This window comes from Sphingomonas sp. Leaf198 (assembly GCF_001424005.1).
Lineage (GTDB): Bacteria > Pseudomonadota > Alphaproteobacteria > Sphingomonadales > Sphingomonadaceae > Sphingomonas.
The window spans coordinates 92,237-113,808 of record NZ_LMPX01000005.1 but is presented as its reverse complement, the minus strand read 5'-3'; the positions used below and the strand labels follow the sequence as shown (position 1 = coordinate 113,808).

The window sequence follows — 21,572 nt, the reverse complement described above, 5'->3', positions numbered from 1 at the left end:
GAGCATCGGCCTCAAGGGCATCACCGGCAACGCCGGCTTCCGCATCCGCGCCGAGGTCAACACCTTCGGCACGGCGCAGAGCTTCCGTCCGATGCTCGGCATCATCACGCACTTCTGAGCCTTGCGCCCGGCAACGGGTATATAGCTGGACGCGTAACGGGGCGGGGAGCGGCTAGGGCCATTTCCCGCCCTTCGTGCGTCCGGGCTCGATCGAAAATCGCGGCGATCATTGTTACCCGTGTCGCGACGACGTATATACCTTGTCAGTATCTATGCGAGATTGTCATGCCTAAGCCCGCTGTGTTCACGATGAAGCTCGAGCCCGATCTGCGCGCGGACTTCATGGCTGCCGCACAAGCGAGCCACCGCCCGGCATCGCAGGTGGTCCGTGAACTCATGCGCGAGTTCGTCGAAAAGCACGATCATACCGCTTTTCTGCACCGCAAAGTCGAGGCGGCGCGCGTGTCGGTCGATGCGGGGCAGGGGCGTGACAATGATGCGGTCGAAGTTGATTTCGCCGCGCGCCGCGCCCGGATCACCGACCGGGCGTGAGGATCGTCTGGACGCCGGAAGCTGAGCAGGACCGCGCGGCGATCTGGGACTATCTCGAGGCGCGCGACCCAGACGCTGCGTTACGGATCGACCGCCTGTTCAGCGATGCGGTCGCTGGGCTCGCCATTTTTCCGATGCTCGGACACGAGGGAGAAATCCCCGGTACACGTGAACTGACGCCCCACCGAAGCTACCGCCTGGTTTACGAGGTCGCCGATGATATCGTCTGGATCCTCGTCCTGATCCACGCATCCCGCCAAGGGCCCCCGCTGCGGGCCTCGCAATAAGAGCTATTCAGGCATTGGGTTTGATCATGAACGGTTGTTCGCAAGGCGGCCGTGGTTCACGAATTTTTTGCGTCGAGGGAAAGGAACCTATGTGAATCGTGTCCACCGCGTTCCCGACACACTCGATGGCGATCGATGTGTCTACACCGCTAGGCGTAGACATGCCTACATGTCTACGTTTCAGGATGCAGTTTCCTAACAGCCAGCGGTCTATCGCTGGACGTGACAGGGGCGGGGCGTGACATCGGTCGCGCCCCGCTCTCTTTCAGCGTGATCGGTCGTCTTCACGCTGCTCCATACCGGCGTAGCACGCCAACAAATCTGATTTCGCGGGATCGGCTTGCCGGATTGCGATCTACGACGGTATAAGTTGCCGGAAAAAAGGTTGGGGGAGCGGCAATACGGCCCCTTATTATCACAGAGATGGCGGGATCAGGCGACCGTTCACCGTCAGGACGCCGGAGATCTTCGAGTTGTAGAGGTCGACCTTACCGGTGATGCGGTTTGTTCCGACGAATTGGCCACGGGGATAGCCAAATGCGCGGTTGCCTTGCGCCATGATGCAGTCGCGATAGATCGCTCCCGTCGACCACGGCAGAACCGAGCCATGAAGCGCCGAGAAACGGCATTTGTCGAACGACACGTTCTGGTTGTTCCCGAGATTGACCATTGGTGCGGTTGCGTCGCCTCCGCCAAAGACTTCACGGGTGGGCGAGCGCGCAGGATCGTCGTCGAAAGTGCATCGGGCGAACGTGGTTGCACGCGCAACTGTGCTATCGCCGAACGCCCTCGTCATCGCACCGACAAAGGTGCAATCTTCAAATTTGAAAAACGGCTTGCTCGGCCAAGCCGACCAGTTGACCGTGCCGATGAACGTACAATTCTCGAAGCGAACGCGTTCGGTATCCCCTGAGTCCGCGACCATGCCGCACCCCCCATTATCGGAGAAGAGGCATTTGGAGAATGCGAGGTCGCGGACGTGTTTCTTTCCCTCGGCTTCGATATCGACGCCAGCGCCCGGTGCGGATTTGATACTGCCCCGCGCGGAACGGGTGAATGAGCAGCCAGTAAAGCGGTAGCCTCGCCCGCCAACGATGCTGCATCCTTGGCGCCCGTTGGAATCGGCCGTGACCCTCACGAGGCTGCGTTCGACACCGGGTGTATCGGCATCCACACCGTCGATCATCATGCCGTCTTGGCAATGACTATGGGTGTGAACCCGCTCTACGATCTCCGACCCTGCGTTGTTTCGGAGGATCAGTCCGGTCGAGAGGATTTGCCAGCCGGTGTCGCCGTACTGCCCTCCTACCATTATCCTGTCGCCGGGGCCTTCAAGGTCGAGATCCGAGATCCGAACGGCGGCAGTGCATCCCTCGACTAGGATCATCGAGTTGTAGGGCGAGGCTACTCCTGGGCCGAGGTACGGCATCGCATGTTTGAACGGTTCGCCGTCGCGGAATACCCCAAACCGCAAGCCCGGTTCGCAAAGCAGGCGCGCGCCGTTGCCTTTCAGATGAAGGGGTAGAGAGCATCCTACGAACGTCAGCAGCTCGCGAGGGGGGAAGGCGAATGCGCCCTGCACCTGGAGGCCTTGAGCACCCACGACGTATGTCGTGCGACGAAATTCCACAGTCCCACCGCCGTACAGTCGTACTGCCGTCGATAGGCGTGCCATCGCAGCGCTGTCGTTCGTTACGCCATCGCCTTTCGCACCGAACTCTTCCGGCGTGAACACGCGATTTTGCGCTGCGAACGCGCGGGACGCGCACGGTGCCAGCAGGGCTCCGCGAAGGAGGACGCGTCGATGGATCATCATGTATCCGTTTCCCACTTTACTGACAAAAAATAAAGCTGCGACATTCGCCAAATTCGGTCGCGCGTTCATAAGATGAGGGGCGCCGGTTGTCGGGCCAATTGCGCTGTCACCCATATTATTCTTCTATGTTGAAAGCACGTCGACCACGTCGTCGCCATAGCGCAAGCGTATCGCCATTTGCCTTACTCCGTGCCTTGCCGACGGTCTCTAGTAACGCGCCGTAAATGGTCGCGCGATCGTCGTCGGTGAGATCGACCAAGCCAGCCTTCTGGACGAGGCCGCCCAGTTCGATCAGGTGGCGGGTGCGTTCTCGGCGTTGCACGACCCAGTCCCGCGTATCAGTTCGACGCCGCGCTGCTTCCAAACGTAGGACCAAGGCCCTATTGCGCCGCTCCGCCGTTGCTATGGCTATCAGGCTTTGTGTGACCCTTTTGCGCGACGTCTGAAACGACCTTGCGCCCGCGTCGCTGAAAGAAGGCAGCGCCGGTTGCGCGCCACGCCTCCTTTCGATCAGCATCATCTGTCGCAACCGCAGCAAGCAGCACGCCTGCAAGGGTCTCAGCCTCGAGTCCTTGAGCACCCGTTGCGACGACCAGCTCACCAAGCTGTTGAATCTTCTTTGCTTTGAGGTCTCGTGCGCGATCGTTCAGCGCTTTGAGCTCGGCGTCATAGTCTCGGACTTTACGCATCGTGTGTGTTCCTGCATGGCTCATCACGAAAGCCGACTATGCCCTTCCTACGTTACGGTATTAAGTCATGAGCGACTAAACGAAGTGGTCGCGAGTGCGCGCTTATACGTCGTTGCCGACGTGCGCTTAGAAGCGTAAAAGACGCGGCGTCATGGCGATCTACCATTTCTCCGCCAAGGTCATCAGCCGCGCGAAGGGATCGAGCGCCGTTGCTGCGGCTGCCTATCGCTCTGCTTCCGAACTTTTCGATAACCGTCTGCAACGGCATCACAACTTTACGAACAAGACCGGCGTTGTTCACTCCAAAGTGATGCTGCCGGAAGGCGCGCCAGAGCGGTTGCAGGATCGCACGACGCTGTGGAACGAAGTGGAGGCGGCGGAGAAACGCAAGGACGCGCAGCTCGCCCGGGAAATCGAGTTCTCGATCCCGCGTGAGATGGCCCGCGAGCAGGGCGTTTCGCTGGCGTGCGATTTTGTCGCGGAGCAGTTCGTGAAGCGCGGCATGGTCGCGGATCTGAATGTGCATTGGGACAAGGCCGAGGACGGCAGTCCGAAGCCGCACGCACATGTCATGCTAACGATGCGCGAAGTGGGGGCTGACGGTTTTGGCCAGAAGGCGCGCGACTGGAACCGGAACGAACTATTGCAGCACTGGCGGGAGGCGTGGAGCGCGCACGTCAACGAGCGGCTGGCGGAGCTTGGGATCGACGCTCGGATCGACCATCGCTCCTATGCCGAACAGGGCATAAAGCTCGAGCCGCAACACAAGATCGGGCCGGCTGCCTCGCGGCGACCGGGGCAGGGGCTCGAAGCCGAGCGGTTCGAGGATCACGACCGCATCGCGCGTGAGAATGGCGAGCGCATCATCGCCGACCCCAATATCGCGCTCGATGCGATTACGCGGACGCAGGCGACGTTCACCAGCCGTGACCTCGCCCTGTTCGCGTTCCGGCATTCGGACGGGAAGGATCAGTATGACCGGGTGATGGCGGCTGCAAAGGCGTCGCCAGACCTCGTCGCGCTGGGCAAGGACGGGCGCGGTAACGAGCGGTTCACGAGCCGGGAAATGATCGCGACCGAAACGCGGTTGGAGCGGGCATCCGACAGGCTTGTCGAGAGCAGGGATCACTTCGTTGCCGCCACTCACGTCCAGCGCGCGCTGGACGCGGCGCAGGGTAGGGGGCTTACCCTGTCGGACGAGCAGCGGGACGCGCTCCGGCGGATTACCGAACGCGAGGGCCTGGCGTCCGTCGTCGGCTATGCCGGCAGTGGCAAGTCGGCGATGCTGGGGGTTGCGCGTGAGGCGTGGGAGGATGCCGGCTACATGGTACGCGGCGCCGCACTGTCCGGAATCGCCGCCGAGAATCTGGAGAGCGGTTCCGGCATCACGTCGCGCACCATCGCAAGTCTCGAATATGCATGGGGCAGGGACCGTGAACAGCTTGGACCCCGCGACGTGCTGGTAGTCGACGAGGCGGGTATGATCGGGACGCGGCAGATGGAGCGGCTGATGTCGGCTGCGGACCAGGCCGGCGCCAAGGTGGTGCTGGTGGGCGACCCCGAGCAGTTGCAGGCGATCGAGGCGGGCGCGGCATTCCGGTCGATCAGCGAGCGGCACGGTGCGGCCGAGATCACCGAGATTCGCCGGCAGCGGGCGGCGTGGCAGCGCGATGCGACCCGGTGGCTTGCAACCGGTATGACACCCGAGGCGATCGGCGCGTACCGCGAGCACGGCATGGTGCACGCGGCGGACACGCGCGAGGCCGCGCGAGCAAATCTGGTTGAGGGCTGGGACCGGTTGCGGCGGGCAGAGCCGGGATCAACTCGCATGATCCTCACCCATACCAACGCCGAGGTGCTCGCGCTCAATGGCGAAGCGCGTGAACGGCTGCGGGCAACTGGCGACCTTGGCGACGATGTCGCTGTGCAGGCGGAGCGTGGTGAGCGGCAGTTCGCGACCGGCGACCGGATCATGTTCCTGCGCAATGAGCGCGGGCTGGGGGTGAAGAACGGCACGCTGGGTATGGTCGACACGGTATCGGCCGAGCATATGGATGTGCGTCTCGATGACGGCCGTCAGGTCGGGTTCGACCTCAAGGACTATGCCCATGTCGATCATGGCTATGCCGCTACCATCCATAAGTCGCAGGGGGTGACAGTCGACCGCGTCGACGTGCTCGCTACACCCGGCATGGACCGGCACGCGGCCTATGTCGCTCTGTCGCGGCACCGTGACGGGGTGCAGCTGCATTATGGTCGCGACGATTTCGCGAGCGACGCGAAGCTTGCCGCGGTGCTGTCACGCGACCGGTCGAAGGACATGGCGGCGGACTATGCGGCCGAGCCCGAGGAGGCCGCTCGTGCTTTTGCCGACAGGCGCGACATCCGGCTGCCCAAGCGCGCGCGCGCGGTGATCGAGAAGGTGGAGGCCAAGGCGCGCTCGATGTTCGCCGGGTTCAGGCCAAAGCCACGAGAGGTGCTTGACCATGTGACCGAAAGCACGAGCCGGCCGGGCGAGGTGAAGGCGATCCAGCGCTATGCGCGTGCCGCGGCTGATATCGCGCGCATGCGTGAGAAATACCTGCCGGTGTTGCCGCACCAGGAAACCGCGCTGGCGCGTGCTGGCAAAGCGCTGGACAGGTCTCGCTATCTCGGCAGCAGCGATCTGGCGTCGGCGTTCGCGCGCAATCCGCAGCTGGCCCGGGATGTCGCGGCAGGCGACATGCGGGCCGCGTCCCGTGCCCTGGCCGACGAAGCCCGCGTCCGGGCCGACCCGGCGCTGCGTGCCGATCGGTTCATGGAGCATTGGCGGGTGCTGGAGGCCGAACGTGGTGACGCTCGTACAGGGCCCGTCGTGAGGCGCATGGCCATCTTGGTCGACGACCTCCGGCACGACCCCATGCTGAAGGAGGAGTTGGCCCGCCGCGCACCCGAGCTGGGGATCCGTATCGAAAGGGCGCCGTCGATTGAGCAGATGCTCGAGCGTCAGAGGCAGTTCGAGCGCGACCAGCAGCAGGATCGTGACCTTAGCCGATAGGAGACAAGCGGATGGCGGACGGCGAAGACGAGGCGGCCAGGGCCTTCGAAGACCTTCGTGCCGAGGTGTCGTTGATGCGGCGCGCGGTCGAGCGCGCCGACCCGTCGAACACACCGGACTATACCGAGACGTTGGGGATTATATCCCGGAACCTCTCCGCGACGGCGCAGCGCATTGATGCGATGGTAAACAGTCCGGCTCTGGCGCTTACTCCGCATGAAATCGGCCGGCAGATCATAGAGGTTGGTACTGCGGGGCGGAGCGAGGATCGCCGTGCCATCGCCGTTGCCCGGCAGGTGATCGAGGAGGTAGCAACGAAGCTCGGCCGTCAGCTGGACTCGCATGTCATGGCGAAAGAGCAGGGAAGGCGGATGCGTCATGTCGGGATGATCGGGCTCGTGCTTGGCCTGGTTCTGGGGATGGTCGTGTGGGCGACGCTGGCGGGCCCACTCGCGCGGGCCATGCCGCCCGACTGGCTGTGGCCGGAGCAGATGGCCGCGCGCACGTTACGCATGCCGATGTGGGAAGGCGGACAGCGCCTGATGCGGGCGGCGTCGCCGCAGGCGTTCGCCGGAATCTTGGCGGGTAACCGGCTGGCAGCCACTAATCGCGAAACGCTGGAAGCCTGTCGCAAGCGTGCTGGAAAGGTCAGGAAGACCGTGCACTGTAGCATCGAGGTGAAGGCCGAGGGCTGAGGTATGGATTGACGTGTTCGGACAGGATCGTGTTGCGCCCGTGGCGTAGTGATGCTGGATTAGGTGCTGTGCGATGAGAGGCGGACCGAGCCACCTACGTAGGCCGGGCGAGACGACTGGCTGCGTCGCAGATCCAGACTTTACGAACATGCGTAGAATGCCTGGATGATGTGTGTTCGGATCAAAACCACATGGATGCCGCGGGTACTTTTTGTTTCTTCCCATCGGGGGGGGATGGAGCTCTGTCCTTAGCGAAAAATTGCAGGCCTACACCGATTTGCATCGTATTGGGCATGCCGGCATGATGGGTTGCGATTTTGATAAACTCGATCGTGAACCGGTCAATTGCTCATGAATGAGCGTAAGGCTATGCCGCCCGGCAATGTCTTCCGTTCAACTGATCCGCTCCAAGCGACATGGTGACTCCCGCGGGTGGTTCACCGAAACCTACAACGTCGATACTTTTACAAGATCGGGTATCGAGTGTCGTTTCGTGCAGGATAATCATTCGCTGTCGGTGGCCGCTTTCACGCTGCGCGGCCTGCATTTCCAGACACCGCCGCGGGGGCAGGACAAGCTGGTGCGGTGCATTCGAGGACGAATCTTCGACGTCGCGGTCGATATTCGCAAGGGGTCGCCGACCTTTGGCAAGTGGGTTGGAACGGAATTGTCGGCGCAGACCGGCGACCAGCTTTTTATACCGATCGGTTTCGCGCACGGCTTCCTGACGCTCGAGCCCGATTGCGAAGTCATCTACAAGTGCTCGGACACCTATGCCCCCGAAGCCGATCGGGGCATACGCTGGGACGATCCCGCAATCGGTTCGGGTGGCATCGCCTGGCCGATCCCGATCGGTACGACGCCCGAGCTGAGCGCGAAGGATCAGGTCCAGCCGCTATTGGCAAACTTCGATAGCCCATTTTCCTATGATGGCTGTCCGCTCGTCTCGCTCGTTTGAAGGATAGATTGATGCGCATTTTCGTCACCGGCGGGGCGGGTTTCATCGGCTCGGCGCTAGTCCGCCATCTGCTGGAAAACACGCAGTACGAGGTGCTCAACTTCGACAAGCTGACCTATGCCGGGACGCTGACGACGGTCGAGCGGGTCGCGCAGTCGAACCGCTACCGCTTCGTCCAGGGCGACATCTGCGATGCTGATGCCGTCCGCGCGGCGGTTGCCGAGTTCAAGCCCGACGTGATCACGCATCTCGCGGCCGAGAGCCATGTCGATCGCTCGATCGATGGCCCTGGTGCGTTCGTCCAGACCAACGTCGTCGGCACCTATACGATGCTCGCCGAGGCGCGCGCCTATTGGTTGTCGCTCGACGAGGCGGCACGCCAGCGCTTTCGGTTCCATCACATCTCGACCGACGAGGTCTATGGCTCGCTCGGCGATACCGGGCTGTTCACCGAGGAGACGCCGTACGATCCGCGCTCGCCCTATTCGGCGTCGAAGGCGGGCTCGGACCATCTCGTCAGCGCCTGGGGTCACACCTTCGGGCTGCCGGTGCTGATCACCAACTGCTCGAACAACTACGGGCCGTATCACTTCCCCGAAAAGCTGGTGCCTTTAATGATCGTCAAGGCGCTCGCTGGCGCTGACCTGCCGGTCTACGGCAAGGGCGATCAGGTCCGCGACTGGCTGTACGTCGAGGATCACGTCCGCGCGCTACACGCGGTGTTCGAAAAGGGTGAACCCGGCCGGACCTACAATGTCGGTGGCAACAACGAGAAGCAGAACCTCGAGGTCGTGAAGACCGTCTGCACGATCCTCGACCGGCTGCGCCCGCGCGCCGACGGCCAGTCCTATGCGACGCAGATCGCCTATGTCGCCGACCGGCCCGGCCACGACAAGCGCTATGCGATCGACGCGACCCGGATCAGGGACGAGCTTGGCTGGACGCCGACCGAGACGTTCGAGACGGGAATCGAGAAGACCGTCGCCTGGTATCTCGACAATCAGGACTGGTGGCAGGCGATCGTTGCCGAGCACAGCGCCGACCAGCGCCGTGGGCTCTCGGTATGACTGACGCCCCTCGGGCTGGCGGCGTTAAGCAGATCCTCGTCACCGGCGGGAACGGCCAGCTCGGTACCGAACTGAAGCGCTATTCCTGGCCGGAGGGCTGGGCGGTCACCGCGATCGATATCGACGAACTCGACCTGCGCGATACCACTGCGATCGCCGCGATGGTCGCGTCCGAACCTTGGGGGGCGGTGATCTCCGCCGGCGCCTATACCGCCGTCGACAAGGCCGAGAGCGACATCGTTACCGCCTGGGCGGTCAACGCGCTGGCGCCCGCGGCGTTTGCGGAAGGCTGCGCGAAGGCCGGTATCCCGATCGTCCAGGTCTCGACCGACTACGTCTTCGACGGCGCGCGCGACGGCGCATGGGAGGTGACCGATCCGGTCGCCCCGCTCGGCGTCTACGGTGCGTCGAAGCTTGGGGGCGAACTGGCGGTACGGACGTCGGGCGCGCGCCATGCGATTGTCCGGACCGCCTGGGTGGTCAGCGCGCACGGCAGCAATTTCGTGAAGACGATGCTCCGCGTCGGCGCGACCAACCCGACATTGCGCGTGGTCGACGACCAGCATGGCAGCCCCACGTCCGCGGCCGATCTCGCAGCCGCGCTCGCGACGATCGCAATGCGCCTCGTCGACGATCCTTCCGCCCCTACCGGCACTTATCATTTCAGCAACGCCGGTGCGGTGACCTGGGCCGGTTTCGCGCGCGAGATCTTCGCACAGAGTGCGGCGCGCGGCGGTGCCCGCGCCGAAGTGCAGGGCATAACCACCGCCGAATATCCGACGCCGGCCATACGACCCGCCAACTCGCTGCTCAGCCATGACGCGATCACGCGTGACTATGGTATCCGTCCCCCAGCCTGGCAGACCGCGCTCGGGAACATCCTCGACGAACTGCTCGGGACTCCCAAGAAGGACATTTCCCGATGAAGGGCATCATTCTCGCAGGCGGCACGGGTACGCGGCTGCATCCGGCGACGCTGGCCGTGAACAAGCAGCTGCTGCCGGTCTACGACAAGCCGATGATCTATTATCCGCTGTCGGTGCTGATGCTCGCCGGCATCCGTGACATCCTGATCATCTCGAGCCCCGAATATCTCGACAATTACCGTCGCCTGTTCGAGGACGGGTCGGCGATCGGGCTGGCGATCTCCTATGCCGAACAGCCCCGCCCCGAGGGTCTCGCCCAGGCCTTCACGATCGGCGCAGACTTCATCGGCGACGACGACGTCGCGCTCGTGCTTGGGGACAACATCTTCTTCGGCGCGCATCTGACCGAGCTGCTGGCGAGCGCGGTTGCGCGCAAGGGCGGCGCGACGGTGTTCTCGTACCGCGTCGAGGATCCCGAGCGCTACGGCGTCGTCGAGTTCGGGGAAGGCGGCAAGGCCGTCAGCCTCGAGGAGAAGCCGGCAAGGCCCAAGTCGCACCATGCGGTCACCGGCCTGTATTTCTACGACAATCGGGTGGTGCAATTCGCCCGCGACCTCAAGCCGTCGACCCGCGGCGAACTCGAGATCACCGACCTGAACCGCCTCTACATGGACGCCGGCGACCTGTTCGTCGAACCGATGGGCCGCGGCTATGCCTGGCTCGATACCGGTACGCACGACAGCCTGCTCGAGGCCAGCGAGTTCGTCCGGACCATCCAGAATCGCCAGGGAATCCAGGTCGCGTGTCTCGAGGAGATCGCGTTCCAGCAGGGCTTCATCACCGCCGATCAGGCGCGTGCAGCAGGCGAGCGGTTTAAGAAGACGGCATATGGCCGAGCAATCCTGAACGCCGTTTCTGACCGAGATCGTGGATTGGTCGGATAAGTAAGACTCCTGTCGGCAGAGGCTGTCGACGTGAAGATCGCATTCCAGCAGCAAGCAGGATTGTAATGCTTGCTGGAAAGAGGTGGAGGGCATACCGCGCTGTGCAAGTCAATTTGGTCGTGGCTCGGCAAAACGTACAAGCTGTTAATACGGTATGGGGTGGTTCTTGCTTATAACCGGCGATAATGGACGGTCCACGCGGGTGAGCCATACCGACGTTCGATTGCTCAAGCCGCTCTTGGTGGTGGCGTTGACGGCGTATTTCGTTCCGCTGGCCGCGCCGCTGGTAGCATCGGGCACGCTCTCCCTAGACCTTTCGAGCACGGGCAACACTCAGCTGACGTCGCTGATCGCGGCGGTTACGGCGTTGCTCGTCTTCCGGCGGGTCACGATCTATCCGGGCGCGCGCGCGTTCGGCTTCATCTTGCCCGCCTTCTCAACGACATTCGGGATGGCTGCGGCGATCCTGTTGACTTCGCGTCTGAGCTATAGCGGCTCGATGCTGCTGACCGGGTATCTCGCATCGGTGGGCGTGACGTTCCTGCTCGGCTATTTTAATCAGAGCGCAGCACCCAGGCGCATGTACTACGTCCCCGTGGGCAAGACGGGCATCGTCGACGACACGCCCGAGATCGATTGGATCAAGCTCATCGAACCGGTCGTGCCCGACGATCCGCATGCCTCGATCGTCGTCGACCTGCGGTCGAACCATTCGCCCGAATGGGAGCGGATGCTGGCGCAGGCGGCGATCTCGGGCATTCCCGTCTACCATACCAAGCAGTTGCGCGAATCGGTGACCGGGCGTGTCCAGATTGAGCATCTGTCCGAGAACAGCTTCGGCTCGTTGCTGCCGGCGCTCGGCTATCGCGGGATCAAGCGGACGATCGATATCGTCGCGAGCATCGTGCTGCTGCCGGTCCTGCTGCTGCCTCTCGTCGTCGTTGCGCTGCTGGTGCGGGCGAGCTCGCCCGGACCCGTCCTGTTCCGTCAGCAGCGCATGGGGTATCGCGGCATCCCCTTCAACATGATCAAGTTCCGCACGATGGTCGAGCAGGCGACGACGACCGGCGATGTCGCCGCGCGGCACTCGGCGATCACCCGCGATGCCGACGACCGGATCACCGGTATCGGTCGCTTCCTGCGCCGGTCGCGGATCGACGAACTGCCACAGATCATCAACATCCTGCGCGGCGAGATGAGCTGGATCGGTCCGCGGCCGGAAGCGGTGCCGCTGTCGACCTGGTACGAGAGCGAGCTCCCGTTCTACGCCTATCGCCATATCGTGCGACCGGGGATCACGGGATGGGCGCAGGTCAACCAGGGCCATGTCGCCGGGCTCGACGACGTCCACGTCAAGCTCCACTATGATTTCTACTACATCAAGTTCTTCTCGTCGTGGCTCGACCTGCTGATCGCGCTCCGCACCATCGGTATCATGTTTACCGGCTTCGGCGCCAAATAGTCCGCGGACGCCAAACAGTCGCGGACGCCAATAGTCAGCGGACGAGGCCTGCTACGTTCGCTGCGATCGCCGCGCTCACGACGAGCACCCCGACTGCCCACCAGCGTATCCTGCGATGGGCCCCGAGTCTGGGGGTGGGGTCGGGCCCGGAATCGCGTCTGATATGGCGCCCGTCATAGCGAGCTAGCCGGCTCCGAATACGGCGCTGGTGCGCGATATGGAGCCGCTCGCTTTCCGCCAGGGCAACGTCGTGCCGGGCCTTTGTGCTCGGCTCCGACAGACAGCGATAGGCTTGCTGGACCTCGTGGAGGCGTCCTGGCAGGTGCGCTGATTGCCCGTGATCGGGATGATGATGCTTCGCCAGCCGGACGAACGCGGCACGGATGTCGAGGGCCGACGCATCGCGGGCGACGCCGAGGACCTGGTAGAAATCACGCTGGCTCACCGTTGGCGCGCCGCGGCCAGCGCGCGCATCGCGGCGATGCGTTTGCCGGCAGAGTCATGCGCGGCGAACAGCTCGATACCGAGATCGCCTCCCCCGAGACGCCCGAGGATGGCGGCCCCCCGGACCGGGTCGAACCCCGCGTCGAGCATCAGTGTTCCGCCAAGCGCATCGGCCTCGCGTTCGGTTGCGCGCACGATCCGGCCGCTGCGTCCCAGATTGCGGCCGATGCCGTGTCCGACCTCGCTGCCCCGCATGACGACGGCGTGATGCAGGATGTTGTGTGCCATCTCGTGCGCAAGGATGAACGCGAGTTCGTCGTCGTTCCGGACCGTCGACAGCAGACCGGTGGTGGTGAAGACATGGAGGCCGTCGGCATAGGCATTGCGCTGGTCCGAGCGCGCGAGGTGGATGTAGGACGGGCACGCGAGACGCGGCGTCACCGTGACGGTCATGGCTACCCCGTGGCGCAGTAGCGAGATCGCAAACGGCGTGGTCTTCGTGTGCGCCAGCAGGTCGCGAACGGCGTCGGCGCGGGCATGCGCGCGGGCGGCATCGAACGGCATGGTAAGCGCCGTCTCGGGGGGGGGCGCGTGGCCATCGATCCCCAGCAGCACGTCGCCGGGACGGATCCCTGCCAGCGCCGCGGGACCGCCCGGAACGACCGCGATCACGCCAGGGCCGCGATCGAGCGACAGTCCGGCGATCATGCCCGCGCGATCGGCCAGCTCGAATTGCGACAGGTGCTGGAGCACGAGGCCGAGAGCGGGCTCGAGCGCCGGGCAACGGGGGCGGCCGGCGGTGGCGAGACGAAACGCGATGCGCTCCACCCGGCCATCCGCCTCCCGGCCCGGCAAAGTCGATACTGCGGTCGCTACCGGGGCGGGGGCAGGGGAAGGGTGGGGGCCCCGCGCCGAGATCGACTTCGATAAGGGCTGTACGGCCTGCGCAGCGACAAGGCCGGTTACCGGTCCGGCCGCGATCACGGCGACGATACCGAGCATTACAAGCATGGGATTGACCGAAGCCATGGGCGATCAATCGATCGATCTAAGAGGGCAGACAAAAGCGTCCGGACAAGAAAAAGGCCCGGAATGGATGACCATCCGAGCCGTTCTTCTACCGAAAACCAAATGGCTTACGGGCTGTTGGGCGTGTCGTCGTTCTTGTCGACGGCAACATAGATGCCGAGACCGACTGCAACGACTGCGAGTGCGGCGACGATGAAGCCACCACCGCTAGCAAGTGCGTTGTCGCCATCGACCGATTCCTTGGCCGGCTGCGTGAGCGGGGTAGCGACGGGAGCCGCTGCCGCGATGGTCGGCGCTGCGACGAGCGAAAGCGCCGTCATCGCCGTGTAGAGTGCCTTCAATTTCATTGCCTTCATCCCCTTTTAGGATTCGGAAAACCTAATATCGCAGTTTCCATAGCCCCGAATCGCGATCCTTGTCCACATCAAATAGTGGCAAGTTTTGCTATTCGTCATAGACTTATAGACGGTATCGAAACTCGTCGAGCAAAGGCAAGTTCCTTTGTCCGAGGTGCTTCCGGGGTGTTCTAGACAGATTCCGTCATCGCATGGCTCAGAGGCCGTGATAGCTGCGATACCATTCGACGAACCGCGGCACGCCTTCGGCGATCGTCGTCCGCGGTTCGAAGCCGAGGTCGTTCTGGATCGCGCTGATGTCGGCGAAGGTATCGCGCACGTCGCCGGGCTGCATCGGCAGCAGCCGGCGTTCGGCGGGGCGACCGCAGGCCTGTTCGATCAGCGAGATCATCTCGCCGAGATCCTCCGACTGGCTGTTGCCGATATTGTAGATCCGGTGCGGGCTGACGCTGCCGCCTGCCTTCACGCTGCCATCGTCGGCGGGCGGATTGTCGACGCAGGCGACGATGCCGGCAACGATGTCGTCGATATAGGTGAAGTCGCGGCGCATATTGCCCTCGCCGAACACGTCGATCGGACGACCCTCGAAGATCGCCTTGGTGAACAGCCACATCGCCATGTCGGGACGGCCCCACGGGCCATAGACGGTGAAGAAGCGCAGGCCGGTCAGCGGAATCCGGTAGAGATGCGCGTAGGTCTCGCTCATCAGCTCGTCCGCCTTCTTGGTGGCGGCATAGAGCGACAGCGGCTGGTCGACGCGGTCCTCGACGCGGAACGGCAGCGTGTCGTTGCCGCCATAGACCGACGAGGACGAGGCATAGACCATATGCTCGACCTTCCGGTGGCGGGCGATCTCGATCATGTTGAGATGCCCTGCGAGATTGGCCTGCAAATAGGCGCGCGGGTTCTCGATCGAATAGCGCACGCCGGCCTGCGCGCCGAGATGGACGATGCGGTCGAACGGTTCGCCGTCGAGCGCAGCCTCAAGCGCGACATGATCGGAGAAGTCGACCTGCTTGAATGCGAAGCCGTCTCCCAGCTTGTCGAGCTCGGCGAGGCGCGCATGCTTCAGCGTGACGTCGTAGTATCCATTGAGGCTGTCGATGCCGAGCACCGTGTCACCGCGTGCGAGCAGATGGCGGCTGACGTTGAAGCCGATGAATCCGGCTGCGCCGGTAACGAGAACGCGCATGCGGTCACTCCTGAAAATTCAAAATGCCTCTACGGCGCGGTCCCGTAAACGGCAACGCCCGGCGGTTTGAGGGCGGTCGCTTGCGAAAGACTATCTTCGTTCAGCGTGCATGCCATTCGCGCGCCCAAGCCTGGAACATCAGCACGCCCCATAAGGATGCAGTCCGGTCGTGCGTGCCAGCGAGGTGCTCGGTCCAGCGCGTGCGGATCGCGGCGATGTCGAGCGTCGGCTGCTCGGCCAGCGCCTGCACCGACAAGAGCGAGTCCGCCCAGTCGCGCAGCGGACCGCGCAGCCAGGCCCCGATCGGGATCGCGAACCCCGCCTTGGGCCGCTCGATCAGTGCCTTGGGAACATAGCGATACAGGATCTGGCGCAGCGCCCATTTGCCTTGGCCGTCACGAACCTTGAATCCGAGCGGCGTGCGCCACGCCTGTTCGACGACGCGGTGATCGAGCAGCGGAACGCGGGTCTCCAGGCTGGCCGCCATCGCCGCGCGGTCGACCTTGGTCAGGATGTCGTTGGGCAGATAGGACTGCATGTCCCAGTGCATCATCTGTTCGGCTGCCTCGTTTCGCAGCGCAGGCGGCGTATCGATCGATGCGGCCAGGCGTATGTCGGATGTCAGCGGCAGCCCGCCCGACCATTCCTCGCTGGAGGTGCGATAGATGTCGGCGATCCCGACCTCGGTTTGCAGCATCCGGCCGACCTTGTGCACCTTGTCGCCCAGCATCGAGATGCGCGGCGCCCCCGGGAGTCGGGTCAGCGCGTCCCAGGTGCCCGGTGACAACCGGGTAAGCGCCTTGCCAATACCCGCTCGCAACGGCGCCGGCACGCGCGCGGCCGCATCCCAATAACGGCGCGACACGAGGTAGCGATTATACCCGCAGAACAGCTCGTCGCCGCCATCCCCCGACAGCGCGACGGTGACCGACTGCCGCGTCAGCCGGCTGAGCAGCACGGTCGGGATCTGCGAGGAATCGGCAAACGGCTCGTCGTAGATCCGCGCTAGGTCGGGGATCACCGCGCGGACGTCTTCAGCACCCACGTACATCTCGTGATGATCGGTGCCGAGATGCGTGGCGACCGCGCGGGCATGCGGTGCCTCGTCGAACCCGGTTTCGGCAAAGCCGATCGTGAAGGTCTTCACGTCGGCGCTGGTGACGTTGCGCATTAACGCGACGATCGCCGAGGAATCGACGCCGCCCGAGAGGAACGCACCGACCGGTACGTCGGCGACCGTCTGGATCTTCACCGCCTCCGTCAGCTTGGCTTCGAGACCGGACAGCGCCTCGCTCTCGGTCATCGCCGGATCGGCCCCCGCCGCGACGACTGCGTCAAGCGACCAGTACCGGCGACATGTAACACCGGGCAGCATCGATGCACCGTCTGCGGTTGGCGGCAGTGCGGGCGGTACACTGAGCGCATCGCGACCCAGTGTCAGGATCACGCCGGGTTCCACCTTGTAGACATGTCGAAGGATCGACCAGGGGGCGGGCACGTAGTTGAAGCGCAGGTATAGCGACAGCACGTTCGGATCGACCGGGTTGGCAAAGCCGGGGGCGGCGCGCAACGCCTTCAACTCGGAGCCGAACACCAGTCCGATCCCGCTCCACCCATAGAAAAGCGGTTTCTCGCCCATCCGGTCGCGCGCGAGGCTCAGCGTGTGCGCGTGGCGGTCCCACAGCGCGATTGCGAACATCCCGACGGCGCGTTCGAGCGTCGCATCCAGGCCCCAGCGCGCGATGCTGTGGACCAGCGTCTCGGTATCGGAATGCCCGCGCCACCCGATCGCTCCGGTCGCCTCGAGCTCGCGGCGCAGGTCGAGATGATTATAGATCTCGCCATTGAAGACGATCATGTAGCGTCCGCAGGATGACGCCATCGGCTGATGCCCGGCGGGTGATAGATCGACGATCGACAGGCGGCGATGCGACAAGGCGATCCCTACCGCAGGATCGGCCCAAGCACCGCCATCGTCGGGACCGCGGTGCGTCAGCGCGTCCGCCATCGGGGTGGCATCGACGGTAGCGCTCGATGCGCTCCAATATCCTGCTATCCCACACATGCGATACTCTCCCAGCGATGACAGCAAGTCTAAGAACCGCAGCAGGGAGGTCCAAAGCGTATCGCCGCGGTAAAGTCCAGCGGCTGGCCTGCCCTCGTGAGACCGGGTTGCCGGACCGGAAGGTCTTGCTGAAGAGCGTCGATCCGCTGGCGCGTCGTTTATGGGAGGTCGTGTACGACAGGTGACACGTCACGCAGCTGATCGATCTGAAAACTGTCGAAGGCTCTACGAACGAGTGGATAGCGTTTGACCGATAAACCAAAGTCCGGTGGGCAACAGGCATGCGCACTGGAGCCGCTACGTCGGACGATGGCAAAAAAAGCTTTACCGTGTAACAAACCGGCATCATGAGGATGCGCAGCAAGCGGCTAGCCGACAAAGAGAAATTTTAACAATATATGCGTGTTCTTGCCCTTACCAAATATGAAAGGCAAGCCGCAAGTACGCGACAACGCCTTTTGCAATATCTGCCCTTCTTGGCTGATCAGGGTATTAAGGTTGACGTAAAGCCTTTGTTCAACGCGCAATATTTAAGTGACTTGGCGGAAAACAAACCAAAAAACAGATTGTTGGTCGCGAAGTCCTATATCAACAGGCTTGGCGTTCTGTTGAAGAACCACGACTATGATCTGAATTGGATACATTTCGAGGCGCTGCCTTTCATGCCGGCTTTTGTGGAGCTGCTGGCGATGAAGGGCGGCCCGCCATTCATGATCGATATGGATGATGCGATCTTCCACCAATATGATGCTCATGCCAATGGTGCTGTCCGCAAGGCGCTAGGTGGGAAGATCGCCACCTTGCTCGACCATGCGGCGCTGGTCGTCGCTGGCAATGCGTATCTGGCGGAGTATGTGCGATCGCACGCCGATGTCAGGGTCATTCCCACCGTGGTCGACATCGAAGCCTATATTCCCACGAAGCAGGACAGTTCGCCAACGTCCAGGGGGGGGACGGTAGGGTGGATCGGGTCGCCATCGACGTGGCGCTACGTCGAACCGATATTGCCCGTACTGCTGCCTCTTATCGAGCGCGCCGGCTGGCGGTTTCGCGCGGTCGGCGCAGGGCCGATGGCGGATTGCCATGCCGGCGTGGACAATATTCCGTGGCAGGAAGCGACCGAGATCGCTGAAGTCCAGCAGATCGATATCGGCATCATGCCGTTGCCGGATGAGCCATGGGCGCGTGGCAAGTGCGGGTACAAGCTGATTCAATACATGGCGTGCGGACTCCCCACGCTTGCGTCGCCGGTAGGGGTGAATGCCCAGATCGTCGAAGACGGCAAGACGGGTTTTCTGTGCACGTCGCCCGAGGCTTGGCGTGATCGCATCGGTTTGCTGATGAACGATGCCGGATTGCGTGCCACCATGGGTGCGAATGGTAGAGCACGGGTCGAGGCGCACTATTCACTCCAGTCGCAACAATCGGCAATGGCCGATGCCTTCCGTGATGCTGCGCAAGGTCGGCGCCGTGGGAAATAGCCTTGGAAAATAGCGCCGTGGAAAACCGCAACGAATCGATGAAGCGGACGCTGCGGTCCACCGGTCTGATCGGCGGAGCTACGGTGATATCGCTGCTAGTCGGTCTTGGCCGGATGAAGGTAATTGCGCTCTTAACGGGCCCTGCCGGCGTCGGTCTGTTTGGCCTACTTAACGTACTATGGTCCACGGGCTCGGCTTTAGCGGGCCTAAATCTTGGCGTCAGCGGTGTGCGGCAGATTAGCGAGCATGATACCGACACCGAAGCGAGGTCTTTAGCAGAGTCTGCGGTCTGGTATTTTGCGCTTGTCGCAGCGGTCGTCGGCGGGGTCGGTCTGTGGGGGTTTGAGAGGTTCTATACAGAGGGTGCCGGCGCTTCGCCAACCGTGCCGTGGATTGCTCTGGCGGTTGCAGTCGCGGTGATCAACGCCGCGCAACTTGTCTTTCTTCAGGTTTACAGCCGTATCGGCGATATTGCCCGTATCCGCATTTATGGTTCTGTGCTCGGTGCGATTGCTGGCGTAATCGCGGTTGCCGCGACTGGAACACCGGGCCTGTATATGGCGGTGCTTGCAATGCCGCTGGCAAGTTTGCTGGTTACGGTTCCCTATTTCCGTCGAGTGCCCCGCATGCCTTGGCGCCGGTTTGATAAAGCGGTTCTGGGCGAGTGGCGTGCGCTCTTGATGCTCGGTATCGGCGTATCCGTAGCGGCTTGGATAGGCAATTTTGGCCAGCTTTGGGTAAGGTGGATTATTACCGAGCGCGGTAATCTTCAGGCAGCGGGCTTCTTTCAGGCAGCCTACACCCTAACCAATGTGAATCTCAGCATAGTTTTAGCCGCTATGAGCGTAGAATATTTCCCTAAACTTAGTTCTTCAGCAGATAATTCTTCCGGCCTTACTGATATATTGAATGAACAATATAGACTAGCATTGATATTGTCGGCGCCGATATTAATATCAGCAGTAGCTGCGGCGCCATGGGTTATGCCATTACTATACAGTAAAGATTTTTCTAATGCCGTACCATTGTTTCAGTGGCAAGTAGCTGCGGATAGTCTAAAAATACTAAGTTGGGCGCTTGGATATATTCTTATAGTTACACGTAGTGCGTTAGGATTTATTGCAGCGGAATTAGCTTTTGACGTATTTTTGGTTGGAGTGCCATGGATATTTTTTGCGACGCTGGGCCTCGACAGTATTGCCGTTGGATATGCTGCTGGCCTGATATCGTCGGTTGCAGTGTCGGTAATATTAAGTATGCGGCGGGGTGTAAGATTATCATGGGAAAACTGGGCAGTAACTCTGGTCGTGTGCGCTAGCGCAGTTGGCATATGTCTGGTTTCGATTGAATCGCACATTGCAGGGCTTATGGTCGGTATGCTGGTCGCAACAGTTTTCGGAGTCCGTGGACTGAAAGCGATAGGCGCCGCTGATGCAGCCATAGGCGAACGCCTGAGGCGGATCATCGGAAAATTCAAAGGGTCGGTACGCTTATGACGCTAGTATCGGTCATTGTTCCAATGTGGAACGACGCATCCTATATTATTGAGTGTCTTAACTCCATCGATACTACCGATGACATGATTGGTGAGGTCATTGTCATTGACAATGCTTCAACGGATAATTCAGTGTCATTGGTAACATTAGCTAATATACCTAAAGTTAAAATAATTCGTAATTCTGCTAATGTGGGGGCGGCAAGGGCTCGGCACCAAGCCATAGCATTATCTTCCTATCCGTTGATCACATTTCTCGACTCTGACGATATTCTTGGTCCCAAAGCAGTAAGAGATGCGGCTTCGGACTTAGTTAATCGTCAGCTTGATATTTCAATATATACTATGCTAAGACTTGATCCGAGTGGAAAGACTCATTTTTATATACCACCATTAACAGAGGTTATTAGTGGAAATGAGGCTTTTGGTCGAACGATCGGTGGATGGGCAATTCATCCTATGGGTGTATTTAAAAGAGAAGTTTACGATACGGCCACAAATGAATTTGATTTTCATGGTCACTCGGATGACGAGGTAATTACGCGGTATATTTTTCTATCTGCTGCACAGGTAGGTGGAAATCACGGAGTTTACCTATATCGTGACAGGACTCGCGAATATACTGCTCAGCAAATATTAGGGCAAGCTCTTACAAATATGCGAACTCTGCAGCTTGCTGTCCAACACGGTGTTGCCGTTGACAAGTTACGCATCGCGAGAAACAACATTATTTTAAACCTACTAGCTATAGTCAAAAGGGGAATTCCATCTGCGAGAGATAAGCTGGTAATTTTGGATATCGCTAAAAGTGTAGTTGCACTTGATATACCTTGGATTATTATGGATGTGCCATATAGGGTTGCGATATACCTGGTTCGTCCTTTTTTTTTACTCCGTCATGGTCGCCATAGGTGAAGAGAGTTCTTTTCGTCACATGGGATGGCCCGCAGGTCAGCTATGTCGAAGGTCTCTTCGTTCCGATCTTCAAGGCTCTTGGGGGCAGGGGGTTTCATTTCGACATCTTGCAGTTTCGCTGGGGTTCCGGTGACACGGCCGAGCCGCTGAAGCGCCTCTGCGCCGAGGCCGGTATCGGTCTTCGCCTTCACCGTGTTCTGCGGCGCGGGGGCAGCATGGGGG

20 protein-coding genes are annotated in these 21,572 nt (G+C 61.5%); 12 read left to right on the top strand and 8 right to left on the bottom strand.

Translation table 11 applies throughout. From position 1 onward, the window contains the following. Positions 1-285: 285 nt before the first annotated feature. Positions 286-552, top strand: coding sequence for a hypothetical protein (locus ASG20_RS18400; RefSeq protein WP_056056272.1), 267 nt, complete (start codon positions 286-288; stop codon positions 550-552). After that, complete coding sequence (locus ASG20_RS18395) at positions 549-839, top strand: type II toxin-antitoxin system RelE/ParE family toxin (protein WP_056056269.1); 291 nt, start codon at positions 549-551, stop codon at positions 837-839. The genes ASG20_RS18400 and ASG20_RS18395 overlap by 4 nt, the downstream gene beginning before the upstream one ends. A 415-nt stretch (positions 840-1,254) precedes the next feature. On the opposite strand, the gene ASG20_RS18390 is transcribed toward ASG20_RS18395, so the two are convergent. The 3 genes from ASG20_RS18390 to ASG20_RS19170 are packed head-to-tail and all read right to left on the bottom strand — an operon-like array spanning position 1,255 to position 3,344. After that, positions 1,255-2,769: a right-handed parallel beta-helix repeat-containing protein gene (locus ASG20_RS18390; protein WP_133032098.1), complete on the bottom strand. Its 1,515-nt coding sequence runs from the start codon at positions 2,767-2,769 to the stop codon at positions 1,255-1,257. A 1-nt stretch (position 2,770) separates the two neighbouring features. Beyond that, entirely contained in the window at positions 2,771-2,977 is a 207-nt protein-coding gene (locus ASG20_RS18385) for a conjugal transfer protein TraD (protein WP_056056264.1), read from the bottom strand. A gap of 58 nt (positions 2,978-3,035) precedes the next feature. After that, complete coding sequence (locus tag ASG20_RS19170) at positions 3,036-3,344, bottom strand: conjugal transfer protein TraD (protein ID WP_082471087.1); 309 nt, start codon at positions 3,342-3,344, stop codon at positions 3,036-3,038. 151 nt (positions 3,345-3,495) lie between these two features. On the opposite strand from ASG20_RS19170, the gene traA reads away from it, so the two are divergent. The 7 genes from traA to ASG20_RS18350 all read left to right on the top strand — a co-directional run bounded on the left by traA (position 3,496) and on the right by ASG20_RS18350 (position 12,373). After that, positions 3,496-6,381, top strand: coding sequence for a Ti-type conjugative transfer relaxase TraA (traA, locus tag ASG20_RS18380; RefSeq protein WP_056056262.1), 2,886 nt, complete (start codon positions 3,496-3,498; stop codon positions 6,379-6,381). 11 nt (positions 6,382-6,392) lie between these two features. Next, positions 6,393-7,076: a DUF6118 family protein gene (locus ASG20_RS18375; protein ID WP_056056261.1), complete on the top strand. Its 684-nt coding sequence runs from the start codon at positions 6,393-6,395 to the stop codon at positions 7,074-7,076. A 355-nt stretch (positions 7,077-7,431) separates the two neighbouring features. After that, positions 7,432-8,034, top strand: a complete 603-nt coding sequence (gene rfbC / locus ASG20_RS18370) for a dTDP-4-dehydrorhamnose 3,5-epimerase (protein ID WP_330218695.1) — start codon at positions 7,432-7,434, stop codon at positions 8,032-8,034. 11 nt (positions 8,035-8,045) lie between these two features. After that, entirely contained in the window at positions 8,046-9,101 is a 1,056-nt protein-coding gene (rfbB, locus tag ASG20_RS18365) for a dTDP-glucose 4,6-dehydratase (protein ID WP_056056257.1), read from the top strand. Beyond that, a complete protein-coding gene (rfbD, locus tag ASG20_RS18360; RefSeq protein WP_056056255.1) occupies positions 9,098-10,027 on the top strand; it encodes a dTDP-4-dehydrorhamnose reductase in 930 nt (309 codons plus the stop codon). The genes rfbB and rfbD overlap by 4 nt, the downstream gene beginning before the upstream one ends. Further along, entirely contained in the window at positions 10,024-10,911 is an 888-nt protein-coding gene (gene rfbA, locus ASG20_RS18355) for a glucose-1-phosphate thymidylyltransferase RfbA (RefSeq protein WP_056056253.1), read from the top strand. The genes rfbD and rfbA overlap by 4 nt, the downstream gene beginning before the upstream one ends. 202 nt (positions 10,912-11,113) lie before the next feature. Then, positions 11,114-12,373, top strand: a complete 1,260-nt coding sequence (locus tag ASG20_RS18350) for a sugar transferase (protein ID WP_231420924.1) — start codon at positions 11,114-11,116, stop codon at positions 12,371-12,373. Positions 12,374-12,407: 34 nt separating this feature from the next. On the opposite strand, the gene ASG20_RS18345 is transcribed toward ASG20_RS18350, so the two are convergent. The 5 genes from ASG20_RS18345 to asnB all read right to left on the bottom strand — a co-directional run bounded on the left by ASG20_RS18345 (position 12,408) and on the right by asnB (position 17,459). After that, a complete protein-coding gene (locus ASG20_RS18345; protein ID WP_056056249.1) occupies positions 12,408-12,818 on the bottom strand; it encodes a J domain-containing protein in 411 nt (136 codons plus the stop codon). Beyond that, positions 12,815-13,828, bottom strand: coding sequence for a M48 family metalloprotease (locus tag ASG20_RS18340; RefSeq protein ID WP_168371648.1), 1,014 nt, complete (start codon positions 13,826-13,828; stop codon positions 12,815-12,817). Before ASG20_RS18340 ends, ASG20_RS18345 begins: the two co-directional genes overlap by 4 nt. 125 nt (positions 13,829-13,953) lie before the next feature. Then, positions 13,954-14,193: a hypothetical protein gene (locus ASG20_RS18335; protein ID WP_133032097.1), complete on the bottom strand. Its 240-nt coding sequence runs from the start codon at positions 14,191-14,193 to the stop codon at positions 13,954-13,956. A gap of 205 nt (positions 14,194-14,398) precedes the next feature. Next, positions 14,399-15,394 (bottom strand): NAD-dependent epimerase/dehydratase family protein, encoded by a 996-nt coding sequence (locus ASG20_RS18330; RefSeq protein WP_056056243.1) that lies wholly within the window; start codon positions 15,392-15,394, stop codon positions 14,399-14,401. Positions 15,395-15,494: 100 nt separating this feature from the next. Beyond that, entirely contained in the window at positions 15,495-17,459 is a 1,965-nt protein-coding gene (gene asnB / locus ASG20_RS18325) for an asparagine synthase (glutamine-hydrolyzing) (RefSeq protein WP_056056241.1), read from the bottom strand. A gap of 398 nt (positions 17,460-17,857) precedes the next feature. On the opposite strand from asnB, the gene ASG20_RS18320 reads away from it, so the two are divergent. Genes ASG20_RS18320 through ASG20_RS19160 form a run of 3 tightly spaced genes read left to right on the top strand, consistent with a single transcriptional unit; the run spans position 17,858 to position 21,350 of the window. Further along, on the top strand, positions 17,858-18,940 hold the full coding sequence (locus ASG20_RS18320) for a glycosyltransferase family 4 protein (protein ID WP_082471085.1): 1,083 nt from the start codon (positions 17,858-17,860) through the stop codon (positions 18,938-18,940). Positions 18,941-18,942: 2 nt separating this feature from the next. Continuing rightward, positions 18,943-20,436: an oligosaccharide flippase family protein gene (locus tag ASG20_RS19165; protein ID WP_082471084.1), complete on the top strand. Its 1,494-nt coding sequence runs from the start codon at positions 18,943-18,945 to the stop codon at positions 20,434-20,436. Beyond that, a complete protein-coding gene (locus tag ASG20_RS19160; RefSeq protein WP_082471083.1) occupies positions 20,433-21,350 on the top strand; it encodes a glycosyltransferase family 2 protein in 918 nt (305 codons plus the stop codon). The genes ASG20_RS19165 and ASG20_RS19160 overlap by 4 nt, the downstream gene beginning before the upstream one ends. Positions 21,351-21,572 lie beyond the last annotated feature (222 nt).

What these genes read in the sequence shown, in the direction of transcription:
- ASG20_RS18400 (WP_056056272.1), top strand. Translation starts at nt 286, where the DNA reads ATGCCTAAGCCCGCTGTGTTCACGATGAAGCTCGAGCCCGATCTGCGC.
- ASG20_RS18390 (WP_133032098.1), bottom strand. Translation starts at nt 2,769, where the DNA reads ATGGGTGACAGCGCAATTGGCCCGACAACCGGCGCCCCTCATCTTATG.
- ASG20_RS19170 (WP_082471087.1), bottom strand. Translation starts at nt 3,344, where the DNA reads ATGCGTAAAGTCCGAGACTATGACGCCGAGCTCAAAGCGCTGAACGAT.
- ASG20_RS18320 (WP_082471085.1), top strand. Translation starts at nt 17,858, where the DNA reads ATGCGTGTTCTTGCCCTTACCAAATATGAAAGGCAAGCCGCAAGTACG.
- rfbD (WP_056056255.1), top strand. Translation starts at nt 9,098, where the DNA reads ATGACTGACGCCCCTCGGGCTGGCGGCGTTAAGCAGATCCTCGTCACC.
- ASG20_RS19160 (WP_082471083.1), top strand. Translation starts at nt 20,433, where the DNA reads ATGACGCTAGTATCGGTCATTGTTCCAATGTGGAACGACGCATCCTAT.
- rfbA (WP_056056253.1), top strand. Translation starts at nt 10,024, where the DNA reads ATGAAGGGCATCATTCTCGCAGGCGGCACGGGTACGCGGCTGCATCCG.
- asnB (WP_056056241.1), bottom strand. Translation starts at nt 17,459, where the DNA reads ATGTGTGGGATAGCAGGATATTGGAGCGCATCGAGCGCTACCGTCGAT.
- rfbC (WP_330218695.1), top strand. Translation starts at nt 7,432, where the DNA reads ATGAGCGTAAGGCTATGCCGCCCGGCAATGTCTTCCGTTCAACTGATC.
- ASG20_RS18340 (WP_168371648.1), bottom strand. Translation starts at nt 13,828, where the DNA reads ATGCTTGTAATGCTCGGTATCGTCGCCGTGATCGCGGCCGGACCGGTA.
- ASG20_RS18330 (WP_056056243.1), bottom strand. Translation starts at nt 15,394, where the DNA reads ATGCGCGTTCTCGTTACCGGCGCAGCCGGATTCATCGGCTTCAACGTC.
- rfbB (WP_056056257.1), top strand. Translation starts at nt 8,046, where the DNA reads ATGCGCATTTTCGTCACCGGCGGGGCGGGTTTCATCGGCTCGGCGCTA.
- ASG20_RS18375 (WP_056056261.1), top strand. Translation starts at nt 6,393, where the DNA reads ATGGCGGACGGCGAAGACGAGGCGGCCAGGGCCTTCGAAGACCTTCGT.
- traA (WP_056056262.1), top strand. Translation starts at nt 3,496, where the DNA reads ATGGCGATCTACCATTTCTCCGCCAAGGTCATCAGCCGCGCGAAGGGA.
- ASG20_RS18335 (WP_133032097.1), bottom strand. Translation starts at nt 14,193, where the DNA reads ATGAAATTGAAGGCACTCTACACGGCGATGACGGCGCTTTCGCTCGTC.